A 14,567-nucleotide genomic window follows, 5' to 3' on the forward strand; every position below is an offset into this window, starting at 1 on the left:
CCGCTGTTACTTCGTAGGCGTTTTTAGCACCTGGGACAAAGCTTACGCGGCAATGGGCGGGGAGTCAAATTTATTTTCCGTCTCACCTCGTTAGATTGTGTTGCATCTACGCCACCCCATATCCACCAAGCAATCCGAATACCCGAAAAAAGCTCGCATATAGCGAGCCTCGGTGGATCGTGATTTACGTCATGTCGGAAACGGCTCGCCGCAGCGGTGGCACTCAACTGCATCGCCCGCACCCATGCAATGACAATTCCGGCATATTGAGACGGAGCTGCTAGTGGGGCCTGATATAGGCAAGTCATGCTGTGTTTCGCCCTCTTCCACCTCGGCCTCTTTGCTGTTTGATGGCTTCGAAATCGAACCAAACCCGACCAAAATGGCGCCCACAACTGACAGCATCCCGGAGAAAATGAGAAAGCCCTGGCGCTTCGCGATAAGGTCAATGTTGGAAACCTCCATCGCGGGCGATGTTACGCCGTAGCCGTAATCACGCTTCTTCACCGACACCGTAGTGTCCATAAAGAGCGCAAAGACCGACAAAACTAGGCCGCAGACTAAAATGACAATACCTGTTATTTTCATATTCTTTCAGTTTCTCTTTTGACAACTTTGCCCACTACCATGCACTCTCCATCACGACAGCGTTTTCTGCGATACTTTTGCTGGTCTGGATTGTCTGACGATAGCCACCATTCTCCGGAATCTCGCGCCATGCGCTTGACCACAGCTTCCCCTTCATAATTTACTGCATAAACTGCCCCATCAACGATTTTTGTGTCACCTGTATTGATGATGACTACATCATCCGCATACAGGTTAGGCTCCATGCTTTCCCCTTTTACGGTCAGCGCTAGGAGTTTGCTGGGGATAAAACCGTTCCTATCCACCCAGTTCTTGCTGACGCTCACTTTGCTGCCGTCGTAAATTTCAGGAACGGTTTGGAATCCCGTCATACCCGCCGATAAGCGCAGCTTGACCTTGGGGATCTGGTAGAACTCCGGGCTGTCTGGATCTGCCACGACGACTTCCTGATACTTCCCAGTAGCCATGCGAACCTCCTCGTATTGCTGCTCGCCCACAGATTCTACTGACTGGAGCAATTGAGATTCCAGCGTAGGGCTGATTGCCCTCACCGGGACACGAAGTCCGCGAGCAAAGTTGAGAGCCGCCTTTAGATTGAGAGGGCGGTGACCAGAAAGGTACTGCCACACCATAGCCTGCGATCCAAGCGAGTACGTCGCACCAAATTCCGCCTGCGAAAGTTTAGGCTCGCGAGCAGCAAACAGTTCCTTTAGTCGGGCGGCGTCTTCTTGTTGCCAGGGTTCTAGTGAGTTTGTTTCTTTTTTCATTGGCAAAGTATAGCAATGCTATTTAACGAAGCAACGAGCATTGCTATTGACTTACGAAATAGCAATGCTATTATTGCGGCATGAACCTCTCAACCTACCTGACTAATTCGAAGACCCGCCAAGTAGATTTCGCGAGGGCCCTCCAAATTTCTCCAGCAGTGCTTCATCAGTGGATCAAGAGCATCCGGCCTATCCCTATTCGGTACTGCGCATCAATCGAATCCTTAACGGCTGGGCAGGTAACGAGACAAGAACTGAGGCCCGATGACTGGAATTTGATTTGGCCGGACCTGCCGAATGCACAAATTGAGATGCGTTGATGAAATATTGTCCATTCACCCAGCATAAATTACCCCAGGGAAAAAAGCATGCGTAACGAGTCGCACAAAACAGCAGAGGTCCAGTCGGAGCCGCCAGTTCCGGGACCGCTGAACGCGGCCGAGATGGTCGAGTACAAAAGGCTGACGAGTTTGCTTGATGACAATTACGCCCGCCGACAGCAGCTTGCGCTGATGAAAGCGGGGCTGGCAAAAGATCCAGTCCGCCTGGCCGCGCTTGATGCCAGGGAGGCTGAACTAGAGGCTGCCGGCTGTGCGATTGCCCATCTGCGCCAGCATCTGCATGGGCGGTACAAGTGGCCAAAAATTTATCGCGGATCAGTACCAGCTGCCCATTGATCAATGTGGTTCACCACGGGCTTCAACTGATCCAAGTAGTCGAACACGATTGCCTCCAGATCATCGCAGGGGAGTGTTTTGAGTGGCGTGCGCCGGGTTTTTTCCTCGATTGCCGCAGCAATTTCCGGTTTTGCCAGCTGTAGCAGCTGGAGTGCAAGCGCGTATTTCGAGTAGTCCATGAGGGTTCCTTTGTGTCGGGTTGATGTTGTGGAACTGACACTGTAGCGCATCGGCAACCCTCACCCTAATTTGCAGTAGCAGTTGCATCACAAAACGTCATAGGAGACGCAATGCGTAACGAGTCGCACAAAACCCTGATCGGCATCCTGCGCGAGCACGTGGCCGACTGGCGCCGGGCCGCCGGCCTGTCGAGCGCGAGCGCCATCGACATGGTCGTCGCGGCGCATGCGCACGTCGGCGGCCCGGCCGTCACCGGCATTCGCTTCGACGCGCATACGGACGAGTTCCAGCGCATGAAGAACAACAGCGACCGCGTGCTGCGCTGGCTCGAGGACGAGACCAAGGAAAACAACCTCCTGCCGTCCAACTTCATCCTGTCGATCCTGGCCGGCATGCCCGACGACGCGCGCGTGCACTGCCTGAACGACATGCTGCGCCGCTTCGGCCTGTGCGTGCGCGCCATCGAGACGCAAGACGAGGGCGGCCTGGGCCTGGGCGATATCTGCGACCTGGCCAGTGCTGACGCTGACGCGATGGCCTCGCTGGCGGCCGTCGTGGCCGCGCCCACGCAAGCCAATTACGAAATCGCGCTGCGCAAGGCAGCGCGGGCGGCTGAGAAGAAGGCGCGCATCGTGCGCATCCTCACCGGCGCGCGCAAGGCAATGTCCCGGACGAAGGATGTGCTGCAGCGTGTGCTGCATCCGGGGCGCGCGGCGAGGGAGAAAGCATGAGCCCAATCGCTGACGGCGACCTGAAGCCAGCAAGCCAGGTTCGCCTTACTGGTCGCGCCTTTACTGGTTCGACCGAAACCTATCTGTCCATCGATACGCATTTGACCGAGTTTTGGCTCGCATTGGGCAAGCTTGGCGCTGACGAACCAATCGGCTACGAGCGCTATGAGCGACGCGATGGCTGGGAGCAGAAAACCGCAGGCCGCCTTATACCAACGTTTGAATTGACCGAAGTACGGCCGGGACACTGTCCGCCGCCGCATCCAATAGTTTCAATGTCAGGTGTTTTATGGACTCGCCACGCAGCTCTCGGAGCTGATCAACGAATCCAGTCTTTTCAGCGGCAGGAAGGTTGGATGCCTGGATGTGGGCCTCGAGGATTTGTTTGATTGCATCGTCATGAAATTTAATCACAATCACACCAAGGATTGCAGACAGTCCGCCGTCTGCCTCCAAAAAATCGAGCCCATCGTGTGTTATGCGAGCACCGCCGTGCCCCCAAGTGCCGTCGGCAAATTGAGTCAGGCCCGCTTCGACCAACCCATGCGCCTGCAGATACATCAGATTAAACACAAGACTATCACGCTCTTCTTGTGGCGTTTGCTTGCCCATCAGGTATTGCGGCATCCCAGTGAAATGGGGCGCTAGGTCTTCAAGTATTTTCCGCTGCAAAGCGCGATCAAGTTTCACGGGGATTGCCTTATGTAAATTGTTGAGTGGAATTGATAATTTAACACCCAAAGGTAATCCCCACCAAAAAGTCTGGCAGCACGGCCAGAACAAGTTTCAAACGGGGCAGCGGCTGCGCAGCTGCGACCTGGCGAATCCAGCCCGCCGGTCACGCCCCGACCCATTCACGGCTGGATGGAAGGCTGGACATGACTTTGAACAACGACCAGGCGCATGCGATACGCGCCGTCGATGCTGGACGGGGTGGGTGGAAATAATGTCCAACCCCTGGTTCCGCATGTATGCCGAGTTCGCGCACGACCCGAAGGTGCAAATGCTGCCCGAGGTAATGCAGCGTCGTTACGTCATGTTGATGTGCATGCGTTGCAGTAACGCGCTTGTAACGTTACAGGCAGATGAGATTGCGTTTCACCTGCGTATCGACGCCGCGCAACTTGAAGAAACGAAGGCGCTTTTCCTCGCGAAAGGTTTCATCAACGAGGCGTGGGAACTGCTGAACTGGGAAAAGCGCCAGTTCAGCTCAGACGCCAGCGCACAGAGGGTGGCGAAGCACCGGGCGGCCAAGAAATTAGCCGAAGAAGTAGCGCGAAACGGCGATGTAACGTTACCGCAACGGAAAAGTAACGCCCTAGATACAGATACAGATACAGATACAGATACAGATACAGAAAAGAACAAAGAACATACGGCCGTGCCGGCCGCTGCGGCTGCGCCGAAGTATTCGGCACAAGTGGATCTGGTCGCATCGGGCGTCACTCAGCAAACGGCGGCGGACTGGCTAGCACTGCGCAAGACCAAGAAGGCGCCGGTGAGCAAGACGGCCCTGGACGCGATCAAACGCGAGGCGGACGCGGCCGGCATGAGCCTGGACTCGACACTGGCGATGTGCTGCACACGCGGCTGGCAGGGGTTCAAGGCGGAATGGGTCTTGCCGCCGGCAGGCAACGTCCAGCGGACCGGGCCACAGCAGGCATCGCGCCACAGCAATTTTGAAAATATAAACTATCACGAAGGAATCCACGATGGCCGAATTACCTAACCGCCTTGCCGCCCTGACGGTGGCGCAGAGCGAGCGTCCCGCGTCGTGCGACATTCATGGCGACTACACGGCCAAGGGCTTTGCCGTCGGCCGCATGACGCACTGGATGGGCTGCCCGGATTGTTCGAAGCAGGCCCAGGCCGAGAAGGATCAAGCCGAAGCCGTCCGTAGTGTGGCAGAGGCGCAGCGCCGGCTGGAATCGAGCCTGAACCAGGCCGGCATCCCCGAGCGGTACCGGCGCAAGACGTTCGAATCGTTCATCGTCGAAAACGATGCGCAGGAGCGGGCGCTGTGCGTGGCCATGGAGTTTGCCGGTAACTTCGACGCACACCGCCGCAGCGGTACCGTGATCGTGTTTTCTGGCGTGCCTGGCACCGGCAAGAGCCATCTGGCGATCGCCATCGCCCAGGCGGTCATGTCCGGGCACACTGCGCTCTACACCAGCGCCATCGATGCCGTGCGCATGATCCGTAACACCTGGCGCCGCGATTCCGAGCGCACTGAAACGCAGGTGCTCGACATGCTGGCCGGCGTGGATTTACTGGTGCTCGACGAGGTCGGCGTGCAGTACGGTACCGAGGCCGAGCAGGTGAACCTGTTCGACATCATCGACAAGCGGTACCGGGCGCTGATGCCGACCATCCTGCTGACGAACCAGGGCAAGGGCGGCTTGAAATCGTTCCTGGGTGATCGCAGCTTTGACCGGCTACGTGAGGGCGGCCAGTGGGTGGTGTTCGACTGGGAATCGTATCGCGGACGGGCTGCAGCATGACCTTCCACCTGTTCCGCGCCGGCAAGGCCAAGAATTACCACTATCGCTTCCAGATCGCCGGCGCGCGCGTGCAGCGCAGCACCCGCGAGAGCAGCAAGACGAAAGCTAACGCGGTGGCGCAGCGCGCGTATGACGAGGCGCTGACCCTGACCAACGGCGGCAAAGTCGTGCCGACGCTGGCGGCCATGGCACAGGAGTGGCTGGAGGTGAACGGCCCGATCAGCAGCGCCGCGCACCAGCGCAGCGTGGAGACCACCGCCCGGCTGCACTTCTACGACCTGGGCAGCCTGCCGCTGAACCAGATCACCACCAGCCACGTCGAGCTGGCGCGCAACCAGCACCTGGTCGACCACAAGCCGGCCAGCGCGAACCACTGGCTGCGCGTGCTCAAGCTGATCGCCAACTGGGCCGTGAAGCGCGAGATCATCCGCTCGATCCCCTGGCAGGTGCGCATGCTGAAGGTGCAGAAGCGGCCGCGCTCGATCCTGCCGATCGCCGCGGTGGCCGAGTGGTTCGCTGCCGTCGACAAGGTAACGCGCTCCGATCCGTCGGTGGCCACGGCCATTCGCCTGATGTTTGGCCTAGGCCTGCGCGAGTCCGAGGCGGCCGGCGCGCGATGGGAATGGCTGGACTGGCAGCGCGCCACCTACACGCCGGGCATCACCAAGGGCCGCGAGGCCGAGCCGGTGCCGGTACCGGACTGGCTGGTCGAGCAGCTGGCGCCGCACCGCCAGGTGGAGGGCCTCATTGCCGGCAAGCGCGGCGGCGCCCAGCAGCACCCGCCCGGCTTCGCCCGCAAGGCCATGAAGTCAGCCAACCTGAGCTGCAAAATCAAGGGCATCACCCCGCACAGGCTGCGCGGCACCTTCGCCACCATGCTGTCGGAGCAGGGCGTGCCGATCCAGACCATCCAGGCCGTGATGCGCCACAAGTCGCCGATGACCACCATGGCCTACCTGGAGAAAAACCGCGACACCGCGGCGCAGGCGCAGAACGATATTGCCGACAAAATCGGGTTTGGTCGTGGCGAGAAAGTGGCGGGAGATACCCCGTGAGGCCGCATGAATACACATTGTAGTGATTATCATCAGTCATCAGTTGATGGCGTTTCCGGCCCTGATTCAGGGGCAATCGAACCGGTACCAGGAGAATAAATTGAAGCCAAAAGATCACGTCCTGCGCGAAGTGGTGAATGACCTGCGCGCTATCGCCATCAAATTCCATGATGCTGACCAGCTGCGCGAGCGGCTGCGTGCCGCGCTGGAGCCGTTACTTGCAGCATGCCCGGTGGTGGCAGGCGAGCGCGAACGCGTTCAGGCTGTGGTTGAGTGCCCTCCATGCAACGGTCACGGGGCAACGCACTACCAAGATGGCGAGTGGGAGGGCAGGTGTGCAGCTTGCAGCGGCACTGGCGTGCTGCCGGCCATTCAAGCGCAGGACGAAGTTCCGGAAGCCGCCCAGCAGAATGGCGGACTGATCCGCGCAGCCCTCATTGACTTGATGGCGCTGGAAGCAATCACCTCGATTTACCTGATGGGCGACGCGACCCCGCGCCAGCCCGATGAAATCACGTTTGTGGAGCAATCCTGATGGTCGACCTGAACAAACTAAACCCGGCGGCCTTACGTGCGGCGGCAACCGGCGGCACGGATGGATGGGGCCGCATCGCTTCATCTACTGGAAACGTCCGTTACAGCGAGAAGAAACCCAGGCGTCCTGGGCGGCAGCGCGCCTGTCACTGCGGTTGTGGTGGCCGGGTCACGCATGCTGGCATGGCAAACGGCATCTGCCTAACGAGTGCGTGCGAATTGGGCATTGCCCGGTGGGTGCGAACTGGGGAGACAAGGCCTAAACGGGCAATTTTAATTACGGCGCCCTTGATCGAGAAAGAAAAACCATGAAAATCTACATTGCAGGCCCGATGACCGGCATGCCGGGCCTCAACTTCCCCGCGTTCCATGCGGCCACCGCTGAGCTGCGCGCCCAGGGCCATACCGTGATCAACCCTGCCGAGGTGAACCCAGATCAGACGACGTCGTGGGAAGCGTGTATGCGGCGCGATATCGCCGAGCTGGTGACGTGCGATGGCATCCACCTGTTGCCTGGCTGGGAGGTGTCGCGCGGCGCGACGCTGGAGCATCACATCGCCACGCAGCTGAGCCTGGCGGTGACGCTGCACCCAGCATAGGAAATGGCAAAAGCGTTGGCGGGAAAGTGGCGAAGACCACCCCGGCAAGCCGCATATTTCCTCATATTCATGATTATTGTGAATCATCGGTTAAAGATGGAATCTGCCCCGGCGCTTAGCGGCGCCAATCAATCAGGGAATGAAATGTATAACGAAGTGAAGCACCCCAGCCCGCGCAAGATATCGATGCGAACCATCGCGACAGTGGCGATGTTCTTATTTTGGATTTTTATCGGATGGTATAGCGGCATCGACTACACCGTGCGCGGGACCATGCCGGCGGTCCACTTGCTTCTTTCGGTCGTGTGCACCGTGGCGGCGTATGCCTTCCCAGTGTGGGGCAAGGACGGCAGCATCAAGTGGTAGCTGTCTAGCAGTAATAAGAATAGGGCGATAGCGCCCGCAATGGCAAAACAGTCAAGGGAATGGAATGAAACGAGAAAAAATTACGCTGGGATGGGCCGGCAAGAGCGCACCAGTACCTGATGTGATCTTTGACGACTATGTCGATCCTTTGTCCGAGTTGGTGACGCCTGCGCCAGCAGTGCGCGGGCCGGTCCTTCCATCGATTCAGCCACGCACGGTGCTGGAGCGGCACCACGATAACGTGCTGTCGCTGCTCGACCGGTGGGCCGACTGGATGCGGACCAGTGAGCCGCTGACCGAGGGCGTGCCACGACAATGCCTCGGCGCACCCGATGCGCGCATACACTCCTTCGAAGACATGGAGATCGAGGTGAACAAGCGCCTGGTGCGCGAGGTACACACGGCAGTGTGGGAATTGCCGGTAATGCAGCGCGAGGCAGTGATGATGCATTTCGGCTTGAACACGCGCTGTGTCTGGCGCGCCCAATTCGACGCCATCTTCGACCAAGCCGTGCACAGGCTGTACGAAATACTCAAGGGTCGCGTGGCATGCTGACCCTTGCGCACGCCGTGCAAGCGGTGTAAGATTCGCTCATCGGGACTTTCTGCGCCCGGAAATATTGAAGCCTGCCACCTCTAGGTCGCAGGCTTTTTTTGTTTGGAACTCCACTTTCTCCGCCTTCCCTGGCTTTAGCCGCTGCCTGCATTCATGCGCCAGCGGCCTTTTTATTTGAGGTGCCGCATGTTCGATATCGACTTCCGCCGGATGCTTATCACCATCGCGCTGACAGCTGCGGCAATCGGTGGCGCCACTATCGCACTCATACTGCTGGCGTGGCCATGGATGTGGGCACCGGCCAAGCCTACGCTGCATACCTGGACCGCGTGATATGAAGCCACGCCACTACCGAGACCTGATCACCCGTGCCAGCAAGGCCGGCGACATGCACCGCATCGACCAGCTGGCAGCACAACTGGCCCAGGCCGAAGAGGCGCATCGACTGCTGCAGGCGCTTACCCATTGTTTCGGCTTGAACACGCGCTGTGTCTGGCGCGCCCAATTCGACGCCATCTTCGACCAAGCCGTGTACAGGCTGTACGAAATACTCAAGGGTCGCGTGGCATGCTGACCCTTGCGCACGCCGTGCAAGCGGTGTAAGATTCGCTCATCGGGACTTTCTGCGCCCGGAAATATTGAAGCCTGCCACCTCTAGGTCGCAGGCTTTTTTTGTTTGGAACTCCACTTTCTCCGCCTTCCCTGGCTTTAGCCGCTGCCTGCATTCATGCGCCAGCGGCCTTTTTATTTGAGGTGCCGCATGTTCGATATCGACTTGCGCCGGATGCTTATCACCATCGCGCTGACAGCTGCGGCAATCGGTGGCGCCACTATCGCACTCATACTGCTACCCATTGCCCAGCGTGTGTTGCCAGTGCGGCGGCCGGGCTGGTACCCAAGGTCACACAAATCGAAAGATAGTCACATGAGCCAAATTGATTTCCATACCGGTATCGAGTTCGCTCGCGCCGTTGTCGCACACTTCAAGCTTCCAGCCAACACGCTCGCGGGCGTGCGCATGGCAACTGATGCCGATGATGTGCTCGCGCTGGAGGTCCGTATTGCGCTGACTGCGGATGACCTGGCCGCCGTCGCCAGATTGATGAATGCAGCGGGGCGCGCGAACGTGGACGTGTGGCTATCCCATTTTCTTAATGGTGGTGCGTCGCCTGGCCAGGCTACTGGCATCGTAAGCAAATGAAGTTGCAAGTAAAACCAACTGAAAGAAAGCCGCTTCCATGACCGTCCGCTTGCTGAAACCATACGCCCAGCGCCCTGTTGGCGCCATCGCCACATTCGAAGCAAGCACCGAAGCGGGCATGATCGCGTCGGGCCAAGCGTCAGCCAATCTAACTGGCGGGTTCGAATACTTTATTCCTCGTCCGGGTCTACGTTTGCAGGCGGTACAGATCGCTGTTGGCTCACTGACGTTACGCGCCGCCGAGCAAGCGCCCGTGCTGCTGCCGGAAGGCCAAGTCCTGAACATCAGCGGCTCGGCCGGTACCGCTGGCGTCGTCTACCGCCTCGATCCTGTGCTGGGTGGCACGAATTCTCTGCAATCCTGGCCGGTCGGCGCGGGTGCGCTTGCGCCTATCGGGCCGTATGCTGGGGAGCAGCAGTTTCTGGTCGCGTGCTCAGTAGGGAGTGTTGCCGCGACGGCTGGGGATGCGGTGCTGGTACCGACTATTCTCCAGTTCGACGGATATGGCGCGCCGCTGGCAATCCCAGGTGCGGGAGTGCAAACCCCACAGTTCTACGGTTCGAACGTCGCTATCATGGGCGACTCGATCGCTCAGCAGAGCACGAGCATCATCGCCGGCAGCTTGAGCTACAATCAGCGCGGGCCTGTTTGCGTGGCGCTTTCTTATCTCGGGTGGTCATGGAATTTTGAGCCAACCGACAACGTCGCAGTGTACGGATCGACCATCGACGCGATCATCGCTACCCAACTCCCAGCCCTGGCGGCGCGGCATGCGACGCGCCGGTATTCCCGCGTGTTCCTGTCGTGCGGCACAAATGATACCAATAGCGGCCTGTTCACCATCAGCCAGATTAAGGCGAACTACAGCGCGCTGTTTCAAGCACTCCGGGCGATGGGCATCATTCCCGTGCATACTGGAATTCGCCCGCGCGGAAACGATGCCGCCACTACGGCGGCAAAGCAGCAGAATCAACACCTGAACGAATGGCTGTACCAACTGTCGCTTTCTGGCACCATTGAGTTCATCCCGGTGAGCGAAGTATATGGCGACAACACCACGGCGTTCGGCAACTGCATCCCCGCCCTGATGTATGACTCGGTGCTGCACCCGAACGGCCGGGGCGCCTGGCTCGAAGGCATGGCGATAGCGAATTACTACATCGCACGCGGCATTCAGCCGCAACTGAAATTTGCTACGCTGCAGTCTGATATCTTTGACCGGGTGAACAATCCAACTGGAGTTTGCTTCAACATCGCGGGCTTGTGTAATCCGCTCATGCAGGGTGGAACAACGACCCCGACCGGCATGACCACTGCCGGCGGAAGCTGGTCCAAGGCAGCGCGCGCGCTGGCGAACGGGCAGAGCCGCTCAGACCCATCTTGCATAATGACCGCGCTTACAACTCACTACTTGTACGACGACTTCATTGCAAGTGGTAACTGGACGACACCCCAGCTACAGCCCGGTGACATTCTCGAAGGCAGGGCAAAGGTAGTGATTGCAAACGGGGTGAATCTGCAATTCGTAAGTATCCGGGCGAACATCAACGACGGTACGGCGGCGCGGTCGCATTACGGGCTTTTCACTGATTCAACTTCTATCCCGGATGGCAACCACACGCTGCACCTCAAGACGCCGCGTTTCGTGGTCCCGCCTTACAGCGGCAGCGGCAACGCCTCCATGTTCATGCGCGCGGAGGTTGGAACCCTGGCGGGCGGAAGCGGGACCATGACGGTACAAGGTTTTGAAATGCGCAAAGTAGGCTAAATCCCATGACCATTATCACCGAAACCGGCGCCGGCCTCCCCGACGCCGAATCCTACGCCAGCGTTGCCGCAGCAGACGTGCGCTGTGCCAGCCTAGGTGGCCAAGAGTGAGCGTCACCGTGGGGCATATCGAGATTCGCGTAGCATGGTGGCTTTTCCCCTATCTGAACACGGTTCGCGCACTGTCCTTCCTACTCGATGTTGAGCCGAACATGGATCGAGTCGACTACTGGATTCGCAAGGGCTTGACGTTCAAGCCGGTAGCCATCTGATGGTGCGCCTCACCACCCTGAAGTCTCGCCTTGCAGTTCTGCCTGGCAGCGTTCCAGTGCTGGCCGCAAGCTCGTGGCGCTCGTCTACTGCTAGCAGCACCAAGCGCGGCTACGGCTACGCCTGGCAGAAGGCCCGTGTCGGCTATTTGCGTAGCCACCCGTTTTGCGTGTATTGCCTGCGTGATCCGCTCTATGCCGCCATTCGTGACATGGCGCCCAGCACGGCCATTTTGCACTGTGCAGACGTGGGTCTGGCTGTGCCTATGGCGTCCGTGGTCGATCACATCGAGCCGCATCGAGGCGACCAAGCGCTGTTCTGGAATAAGGCCAACTGGCAGTCGCTGTGCGGCATGCACCATAGCGCAGACAAGCAGCGCGAAGAGGCGGCCCAACGGCGCGGCGAATAGATGGCACAAAAGCAACATCAAGAAATGTTCCAAAAAGAAAATATTTCACATGTTGCAAAATAATAACACTGATCAAGAGAAACATTTCAAAAAAGCAATATCAGGGGAGGGGGGGGAGGGGGGAGTGAAAAGTCCTCGACCCCTCGCCGATCTAGACCGCGTCCTCTCCCACGCGCAGAATTTTTCCCTCACTGAGGATTTTGTTAATGGCTTTAACAGGCAAAAAGCGTGCGTTCGCCGATGCCGTTTTGGCTGGCCGCAGCAATAAGGATGCGGCGATTGTGGCCGGGTACAGCGCGGCCACGGCATCGGCTGCTGGCTCGCGTCTTGTTAAAGATCCGGCCGTGGCCGAGTACCTGAAGGCGGCGCGCACCAATGTCGTCCCTGGTACGCCTGCGGCGCTGCCGCCAGCCGCTCCGTCGCCACGCCCAACGTTCGATTTGAACCGCGCGTTGCAGCACACGGACCCAAAAACGTTCCTGATGGCAGCGATGAACGATATTGAACTGGGCGAGAAGCTGCGCATTGATGCCGCCAAGGCGCTGATGCCCTTCGTGCACAAGAAGCCAGGCGAGACCGGCAAGAAAGAGGAAAAATTGGATGCGGCGCAGAAAGCTGCCAGTGGGCGGTTCGGCGCGCCGCCAGCACCGCCGCGCCTGGTATCAGGTGGCGGTAAATGACGCCATACCCGGAGTGGAGCACAGCATGCCACGACTGGGAGACGCGCATAGTCGCTGGCTTGCCGCTAACGCCGTGCCCACCGCTCTATCCTGACCAGGCCGAGGCAGCGCTGGCGATTTTCAAAGAGCTGCGCATGGTCGATGCGCCGGGCAGTCCGCGCATGGGCGACGTGGTGCGTGAGTGGGTGCTCGATTTCGTGGCGGCGATCTTCGGCGCCTACAACGCCGAGACCGGGCGCCGGCTGATCAAGGAGTTCATGCTCTTGATCAGCAAGAAAAACGGCAAGTCGACGATTGCCGCCGGGATCATGATCACGGCGCTGCTGCTGAACTGGCGCTTGGAAGGGGAATACATCGTCCTGGCGCCTACGAAAGAGGTGGCAGACAACAGCTACAAACCGATGGCGGCCATGATCCGCGCCGACGACGAGTTGGCTGTGCTGTTGAAGGTGCAGGATCATATCCGCACCATCACGCACCTGACCACCAACGCCACGCTCAAGGTGGTGGCCGCCGACGGCGAAACAGTGTCGGGCAAGAAGGCGATCGGCGTGTTTGTCGACGAGTTGTGGCTATTCGGTAAAAACCCGCGCGCAGACGCCATGCTGCTGGAGGCGACTGGCGGCCTGGCCTCGCGGCCCGAGGGATTTGTGATCTTTGCGACCACGCAGTCGGACGATCCACCGGCCGGCGCATTTCTGTCGCGGCTTCTGTATGCGCGCGGCGTGCGCGATGGCCGGATTCATGACCCGGCGTTTTACCCGTTGCTGTATGAGTTCCCGGAGAGCATGCTCAAGGCAGGTGCGCACCGAGAAGTGGCGAACGCCTACGTGACGAACCCGAATATGGGAACGTCGGTCGATGAGGAATTCATCGAGCGAGGCTTCCGCCAGGCGCAGGAAAAGGGCGAAGTGGAATTCCGCGGCTTCCTGGCCAAGCACTTGAATGTGCAGATCGGCCTGGCGCTGATGTCGAACCGCTGGCCTGGCGCCGACTTTTGGGAGCAGCAGGGCTTGCGCCCGGCGCTGACCCTGGACGAGTTGCTGGCGCGCAGCGAAGTGGCCACCGTCGGCATCGATGGCGGTGGACTGGACGACCTGCTGGGCCTGGCAGTAATCGGCCGCGAGCGCGAAACGCGCCGCTGGCTTCTGTGGACCCGGGCATGGGCGCACCCTTCGGTGATGGAGCGGCGCAAAATCGAGGCCGCCCGATTCGAGGATTTCGCCAAGCAGGGCGACCTGGTGCTGGTCGAGCGCATCGGCGAGGACGTCGAGCAGGTGGCGGCGGCCGTGCTGCAAGTGGAGCAATCCGGGCTGCTCGACAAGGTCGGCTGTGATTCGGCCGGCATCGGCGCCATTCTCGATGCGATGGTCGAGGCCGGTATACCGCAGGAAAAAATTGTCGCCATTTCGCAGGGCTGGCGCCTCGGCGGCGCGATCAAGACCACCGAGCGTAAGCTGGCCGAGGGCGTGATCGAACACGGCGGCCAGCCGATGATGGCCTGGTGCGTGGGCAATGCCAAGGTCGAGCCGCGAGGTAACGCCATCTTGATTACCAAGCAGGCGTCCGGGTCCGCCAAGATCGACCCGCTGATGGCGGCCTTCGACGCTGTCTCTTTGATGGAACTGAATCCGCCGGCGCAAGGTGGCTCGGTGTATGAATCGCGCGGCATAAGGACTGTTTAAC

At 59.4% G+C, this 14,567-nt stretch carries 22 protein-coding genes; 18 read left to right on the top strand and 4 right to left on the bottom strand.

What is annotated here, in order from left to right; genetic code table 11:
• Positions 1-189 precede the first annotated feature (189 nt).
• The gene (locus H4V96_RS07680) at positions 190-588 is read right to left on the bottom strand and encodes a hypothetical protein (protein ID WP_280720831.1); all 399 of its coding nucleotides are present in this window, start codon (positions 586-588) and stop codon (positions 190-192) included.
• On the bottom strand, positions 585-1,355 hold the full coding sequence (locus tag H4V96_RS07685) for a S24 family peptidase (protein ID WP_196856754.1): 771 nt from the start codon (positions 1,353-1,355) through the stop codon (positions 585-587). Before H4V96_RS07685 ends, H4V96_RS07680 begins: the two co-directional genes overlap by 4 nt.
• 80 nt (positions 1,356-1,435) lie before the next feature.
• Here H4V96_RS07685 and H4V96_RS07690 point away from each other — a divergent pair, with 80 nt between their 5' ends.
• Together H4V96_RS07690 and H4V96_RS07695 are read left to right on the top strand one after the other, a co-directional pair.
• Positions 1,436-1,675: a YdaS family helix-turn-helix protein gene (locus tag H4V96_RS07690; RefSeq protein WP_196856755.1), complete on the top strand. Its 240-nt coding sequence runs from the start codon at positions 1,436-1,438 to the stop codon at positions 1,673-1,675.
• A 48-nt stretch (positions 1,676-1,723) separates the two neighbouring features.
• Positions 1,724-2,032 carry a hypothetical protein gene (locus H4V96_RS07695; RefSeq protein WP_196856756.1) on the top strand — a complete coding sequence of 103 codons (309 nt, stop codon included), beginning with the start codon at positions 1,724-1,726 and terminating at the stop codon, positions 2,030-2,032.
• Here the strand turns inward: H4V96_RS07695 and H4V96_RS07700 are convergent.
• A complete protein-coding gene (locus H4V96_RS07700; RefSeq protein WP_196856757.1) occupies positions 2,002-2,211 on the bottom strand; it encodes a hypothetical protein in 210 nt (69 codons plus the stop codon). The genes H4V96_RS07695 and H4V96_RS07700 overlap by 31 nt on opposite strands.
• 111 nt (positions 2,212-2,322) lie before the next feature.
• On the opposite strand from H4V96_RS07700, the gene H4V96_RS07705 reads away from it, so the two are divergent.
• Positions 2,323-2,943, top strand: coding sequence for a hypothetical protein (locus tag H4V96_RS07705; RefSeq protein WP_280720832.1), 621 nt, complete (start codon positions 2,323-2,325; stop codon positions 2,941-2,943).
• A gap of 207 nt (positions 2,944-3,150) precedes the next feature.
• Here the strand turns inward: H4V96_RS07705 and H4V96_RS07710 are convergent, their stop codons facing one another.
• Entirely contained in the window at positions 3,151-3,633 is a 483-nt protein-coding gene (locus tag H4V96_RS07710; protein WP_196856759.1) for a hypothetical protein, read from the bottom strand.
• 256 nt (positions 3,634-3,889) lie between these two features.
• On the opposite strand from H4V96_RS07710, the gene H4V96_RS07715 reads away from it, so the two are divergent.
• The 15 genes from H4V96_RS07715 (at position 3,890) to H4V96_RS07780 (ending at position 14,566) form a co-directional block, all read left to right on the top strand.
• Positions 3,890-4,672 (top strand): hypothetical protein, encoded by a 783-nt coding sequence (locus H4V96_RS07715; RefSeq protein WP_196856760.1) that lies wholly within the window; start codon positions 3,890-3,892, stop codon positions 4,670-4,672.
• Positions 4,656-5,444, top strand: a complete 789-nt coding sequence (locus tag H4V96_RS07720) for an ATP-binding protein (protein WP_196856761.1) — start codon at positions 4,656-4,658, stop codon at positions 5,442-5,444. The genes H4V96_RS07715 and H4V96_RS07720 overlap by 17 nt, the downstream gene beginning before the upstream one ends.
• Positions 5,441-6,499, top strand: a complete 1,059-nt coding sequence (locus H4V96_RS07725) for a site-specific integrase (RefSeq protein ID WP_196856762.1) — start codon at positions 5,441-5,443, stop codon at positions 6,497-6,499. The genes H4V96_RS07720 and H4V96_RS07725 overlap by 4 nt, the downstream gene beginning before the upstream one ends.
• A 22-nt stretch (positions 6,500-6,521) precedes the next feature.
• Positions 6,522-7,034: a hypothetical protein gene (locus H4V96_RS07730; RefSeq protein ID WP_196856763.1), complete on the top strand. Its 513-nt coding sequence runs from the start codon at positions 6,522-6,524 to the stop codon at positions 7,032-7,034.
• Between the two features lie 307 nt (positions 7,035-7,341).
• On the top strand, positions 7,342-7,632 hold the full coding sequence (locus H4V96_RS07735; RefSeq protein WP_196856764.1) for a DUF4406 domain-containing protein: 291 nt from the start codon (positions 7,342-7,344) through the stop codon (positions 7,630-7,632).
• Between the two features lie 3 nt (positions 7,633-7,635).
• Entirely contained in the window at positions 7,636-7,998 is a 363-nt protein-coding gene (locus H4V96_RS07740) for a hypothetical protein (RefSeq protein ID WP_280720833.1), read from the top strand.
• 64 nt (positions 7,999-8,062) lie between these two features.
• The gene (locus H4V96_RS07745) at positions 8,063-8,554 is read left to right on the top strand and encodes a hypothetical protein (protein ID WP_280720834.1); all 492 of its coding nucleotides are present in this window, start codon (positions 8,063-8,065) and stop codon (positions 8,552-8,554) included.
• A gap of 186 nt (positions 8,555-8,740) precedes the next feature.
• Positions 8,741-8,887 (top strand): hypothetical protein, encoded by a 147-nt coding sequence (locus H4V96_RS07750; protein WP_280720835.1) that lies wholly within the window; start codon positions 8,741-8,743, stop codon positions 8,885-8,887.
• A gap of 1 nt (position 8,888) precedes the next feature.
• Complete coding sequence (locus H4V96_RS07755) at positions 8,889-9,128, top strand: hypothetical protein (RefSeq protein ID WP_280720836.1); 240 nt, start codon at positions 8,889-8,891, stop codon at positions 9,126-9,128.
• A 186-nt stretch (positions 9,129-9,314) separates the two neighbouring features.
• A complete protein-coding gene (locus H4V96_RS07760) occupies positions 9,315-9,755 on the top strand; it encodes a hypothetical protein (RefSeq protein WP_280720837.1) in 441 nt (146 codons plus the stop codon).
• Between the two features lie 37 nt (positions 9,756-9,792).
• Entirely contained in the window at positions 9,793-11,523 is a 1,731-nt protein-coding gene (locus H4V96_RS07765) for an SGNH/GDSL hydrolase family protein (protein WP_280720838.1), read from the top strand.
• A 5-nt stretch (positions 11,524-11,528) separates the two neighbouring features.
• The gene (locus H4V96_RS22485; RefSeq protein ID WP_334686051.1) at positions 11,529-11,633 is read left to right on the top strand and encodes a DnaT-like ssDNA-binding protein; all 105 of its coding nucleotides are present in this window, start codon (positions 11,529-11,531) and stop codon (positions 11,631-11,633) included.
• A 160-nt stretch (positions 11,634-11,793) separates the two neighbouring features.
• A complete protein-coding gene (locus tag H4V96_RS07770) occupies positions 11,794-12,201 on the top strand; it encodes an HNH endonuclease (RefSeq protein WP_280720839.1) in 408 nt (135 codons plus the stop codon).
• 206 nt (positions 12,202-12,407) lie between these two features.
• Positions 12,408-12,881 (top strand): terminase small subunit, encoded by a 474-nt coding sequence (locus H4V96_RS07775; RefSeq protein ID WP_196856772.1) that lies wholly within the window; start codon positions 12,408-12,410, stop codon positions 12,879-12,881.
• Positions 12,878-14,566, top strand: coding sequence for a terminase large subunit (locus tag H4V96_RS07780; RefSeq protein ID WP_196856773.1), 1,689 nt, complete (start codon positions 12,878-12,880; stop codon positions 14,564-14,566). The genes H4V96_RS07775 and H4V96_RS07780 overlap by 4 nt, the downstream gene beginning before the upstream one ends.
• Position 14,567: the final 1 nt, after the last annotated feature.

It is taken from the genome of Janthinobacterium sp. CG_23.4, assembly GCF_029892305.1.
GTDB lineage: Bacteria > Pseudomonadota > Gammaproteobacteria > Burkholderiales > Burkholderiaceae_D > Janthinobacterium > Janthinobacterium lividum_D.

Excerpts from the sequence above, each read along its gene's own strand:
- H4V96_RS07680 (WP_280720831.1), bottom strand. The coding sequence starts at position 588 with ATGAAAATAACAGGTATTGTCATTTTAGTCTGCGGCCTAGTTTTGTCG.
- H4V96_RS07685 (WP_196856754.1), bottom strand. The coding sequence starts at position 1,355 with ATGAAAAAAGAAACAAACTCACTAGAACCCTGGCAACAAGAAGACGCC.
- H4V96_RS07690 (WP_196856755.1), top strand. The coding sequence starts at position 1,436 with ATGAACCTCTCAACCTACCTGACTAATTCGAAGACCCGCCAAGTAGAT.
- H4V96_RS07695 (WP_196856756.1), top strand. The coding sequence starts at position 1,724 with ATGCGTAACGAGTCGCACAAAACAGCAGAGGTCCAGTCGGAGCCGCCA.
- H4V96_RS07700 (WP_196856757.1), bottom strand. The coding sequence starts at position 2,211 with ATGGACTACTCGAAATACGCGCTTGCACTCCAGCTGCTACAGCTGGCA.
- H4V96_RS07705 (WP_280720832.1), top strand. The coding sequence starts at position 2,323 with ATGCGTAACGAGTCGCACAAAACCCTGATCGGCATCCTGCGCGAGCAC.
- H4V96_RS07715 (WP_196856760.1), top strand. The coding sequence starts at position 3,890 with ATGTCCAACCCCTGGTTCCGCATGTATGCCGAGTTCGCGCACGACCCG.
- H4V96_RS07720 (WP_196856761.1), top strand. The coding sequence starts at position 4,656 with ATGGCCGAATTACCTAACCGCCTTGCCGCCCTGACGGTGGCGCAGAGC.
- H4V96_RS07725 (WP_196856762.1), top strand. The coding sequence starts at position 5,441 with ATGACCTTCCACCTGTTCCGCGCCGGCAAGGCCAAGAATTACCACTAT.
- H4V96_RS07735 (WP_196856764.1), top strand. The coding sequence starts at position 7,342 with ATGAAAATCTACATTGCAGGCCCGATGACCGGCATGCCGGGCCTCAAC.
- H4V96_RS07740 (WP_280720833.1), top strand. The coding sequence starts at position 7,636 with ATGGCAAAAGCGTTGGCGGGAAAGTGGCGAAGACCACCCCGGCAAGCC.
- H4V96_RS07745 (WP_280720834.1), top strand. The coding sequence starts at position 8,063 with ATGAAACGAGAAAAAATTACGCTGGGATGGGCCGGCAAGAGCGCACCA.
- H4V96_RS07750 (WP_280720835.1), top strand. The coding sequence starts at position 8,741 with ATGTTCGATATCGACTTCCGCCGGATGCTTATCACCATCGCGCTGACA.
- H4V96_RS07755 (WP_280720836.1), top strand. The coding sequence starts at position 8,889 with ATGAAGCCACGCCACTACCGAGACCTGATCACCCGTGCCAGCAAGGCC.
- H4V96_RS07760 (WP_280720837.1), top strand. The coding sequence starts at position 9,315 with ATGTTCGATATCGACTTGCGCCGGATGCTTATCACCATCGCGCTGACA.
- H4V96_RS07765 (WP_280720838.1), top strand. The coding sequence starts at position 9,793 with ATGACCGTCCGCTTGCTGAAACCATACGCCCAGCGCCCTGTTGGCGCC.
- H4V96_RS22485 (WP_334686051.1), top strand. The coding sequence starts at position 11,529 with ATGACCATTATCACCGAAACCGGCGCCGGCCTCCCCGACGCCGAATCC.
- H4V96_RS07770 (WP_280720839.1), top strand. The coding sequence starts at position 11,794 with ATGGTGCGCCTCACCACCCTGAAGTCTCGCCTTGCAGTTCTGCCTGGC.
- H4V96_RS07775 (WP_196856772.1), top strand. The coding sequence starts at position 12,408 with ATGGCTTTAACAGGCAAAAAGCGTGCGTTCGCCGATGCCGTTTTGGCT.
- H4V96_RS07780 (WP_196856773.1), top strand. The coding sequence starts at position 12,878 with ATGACGCCATACCCGGAGTGGAGCACAGCATGCCACGACTGGGAGACG.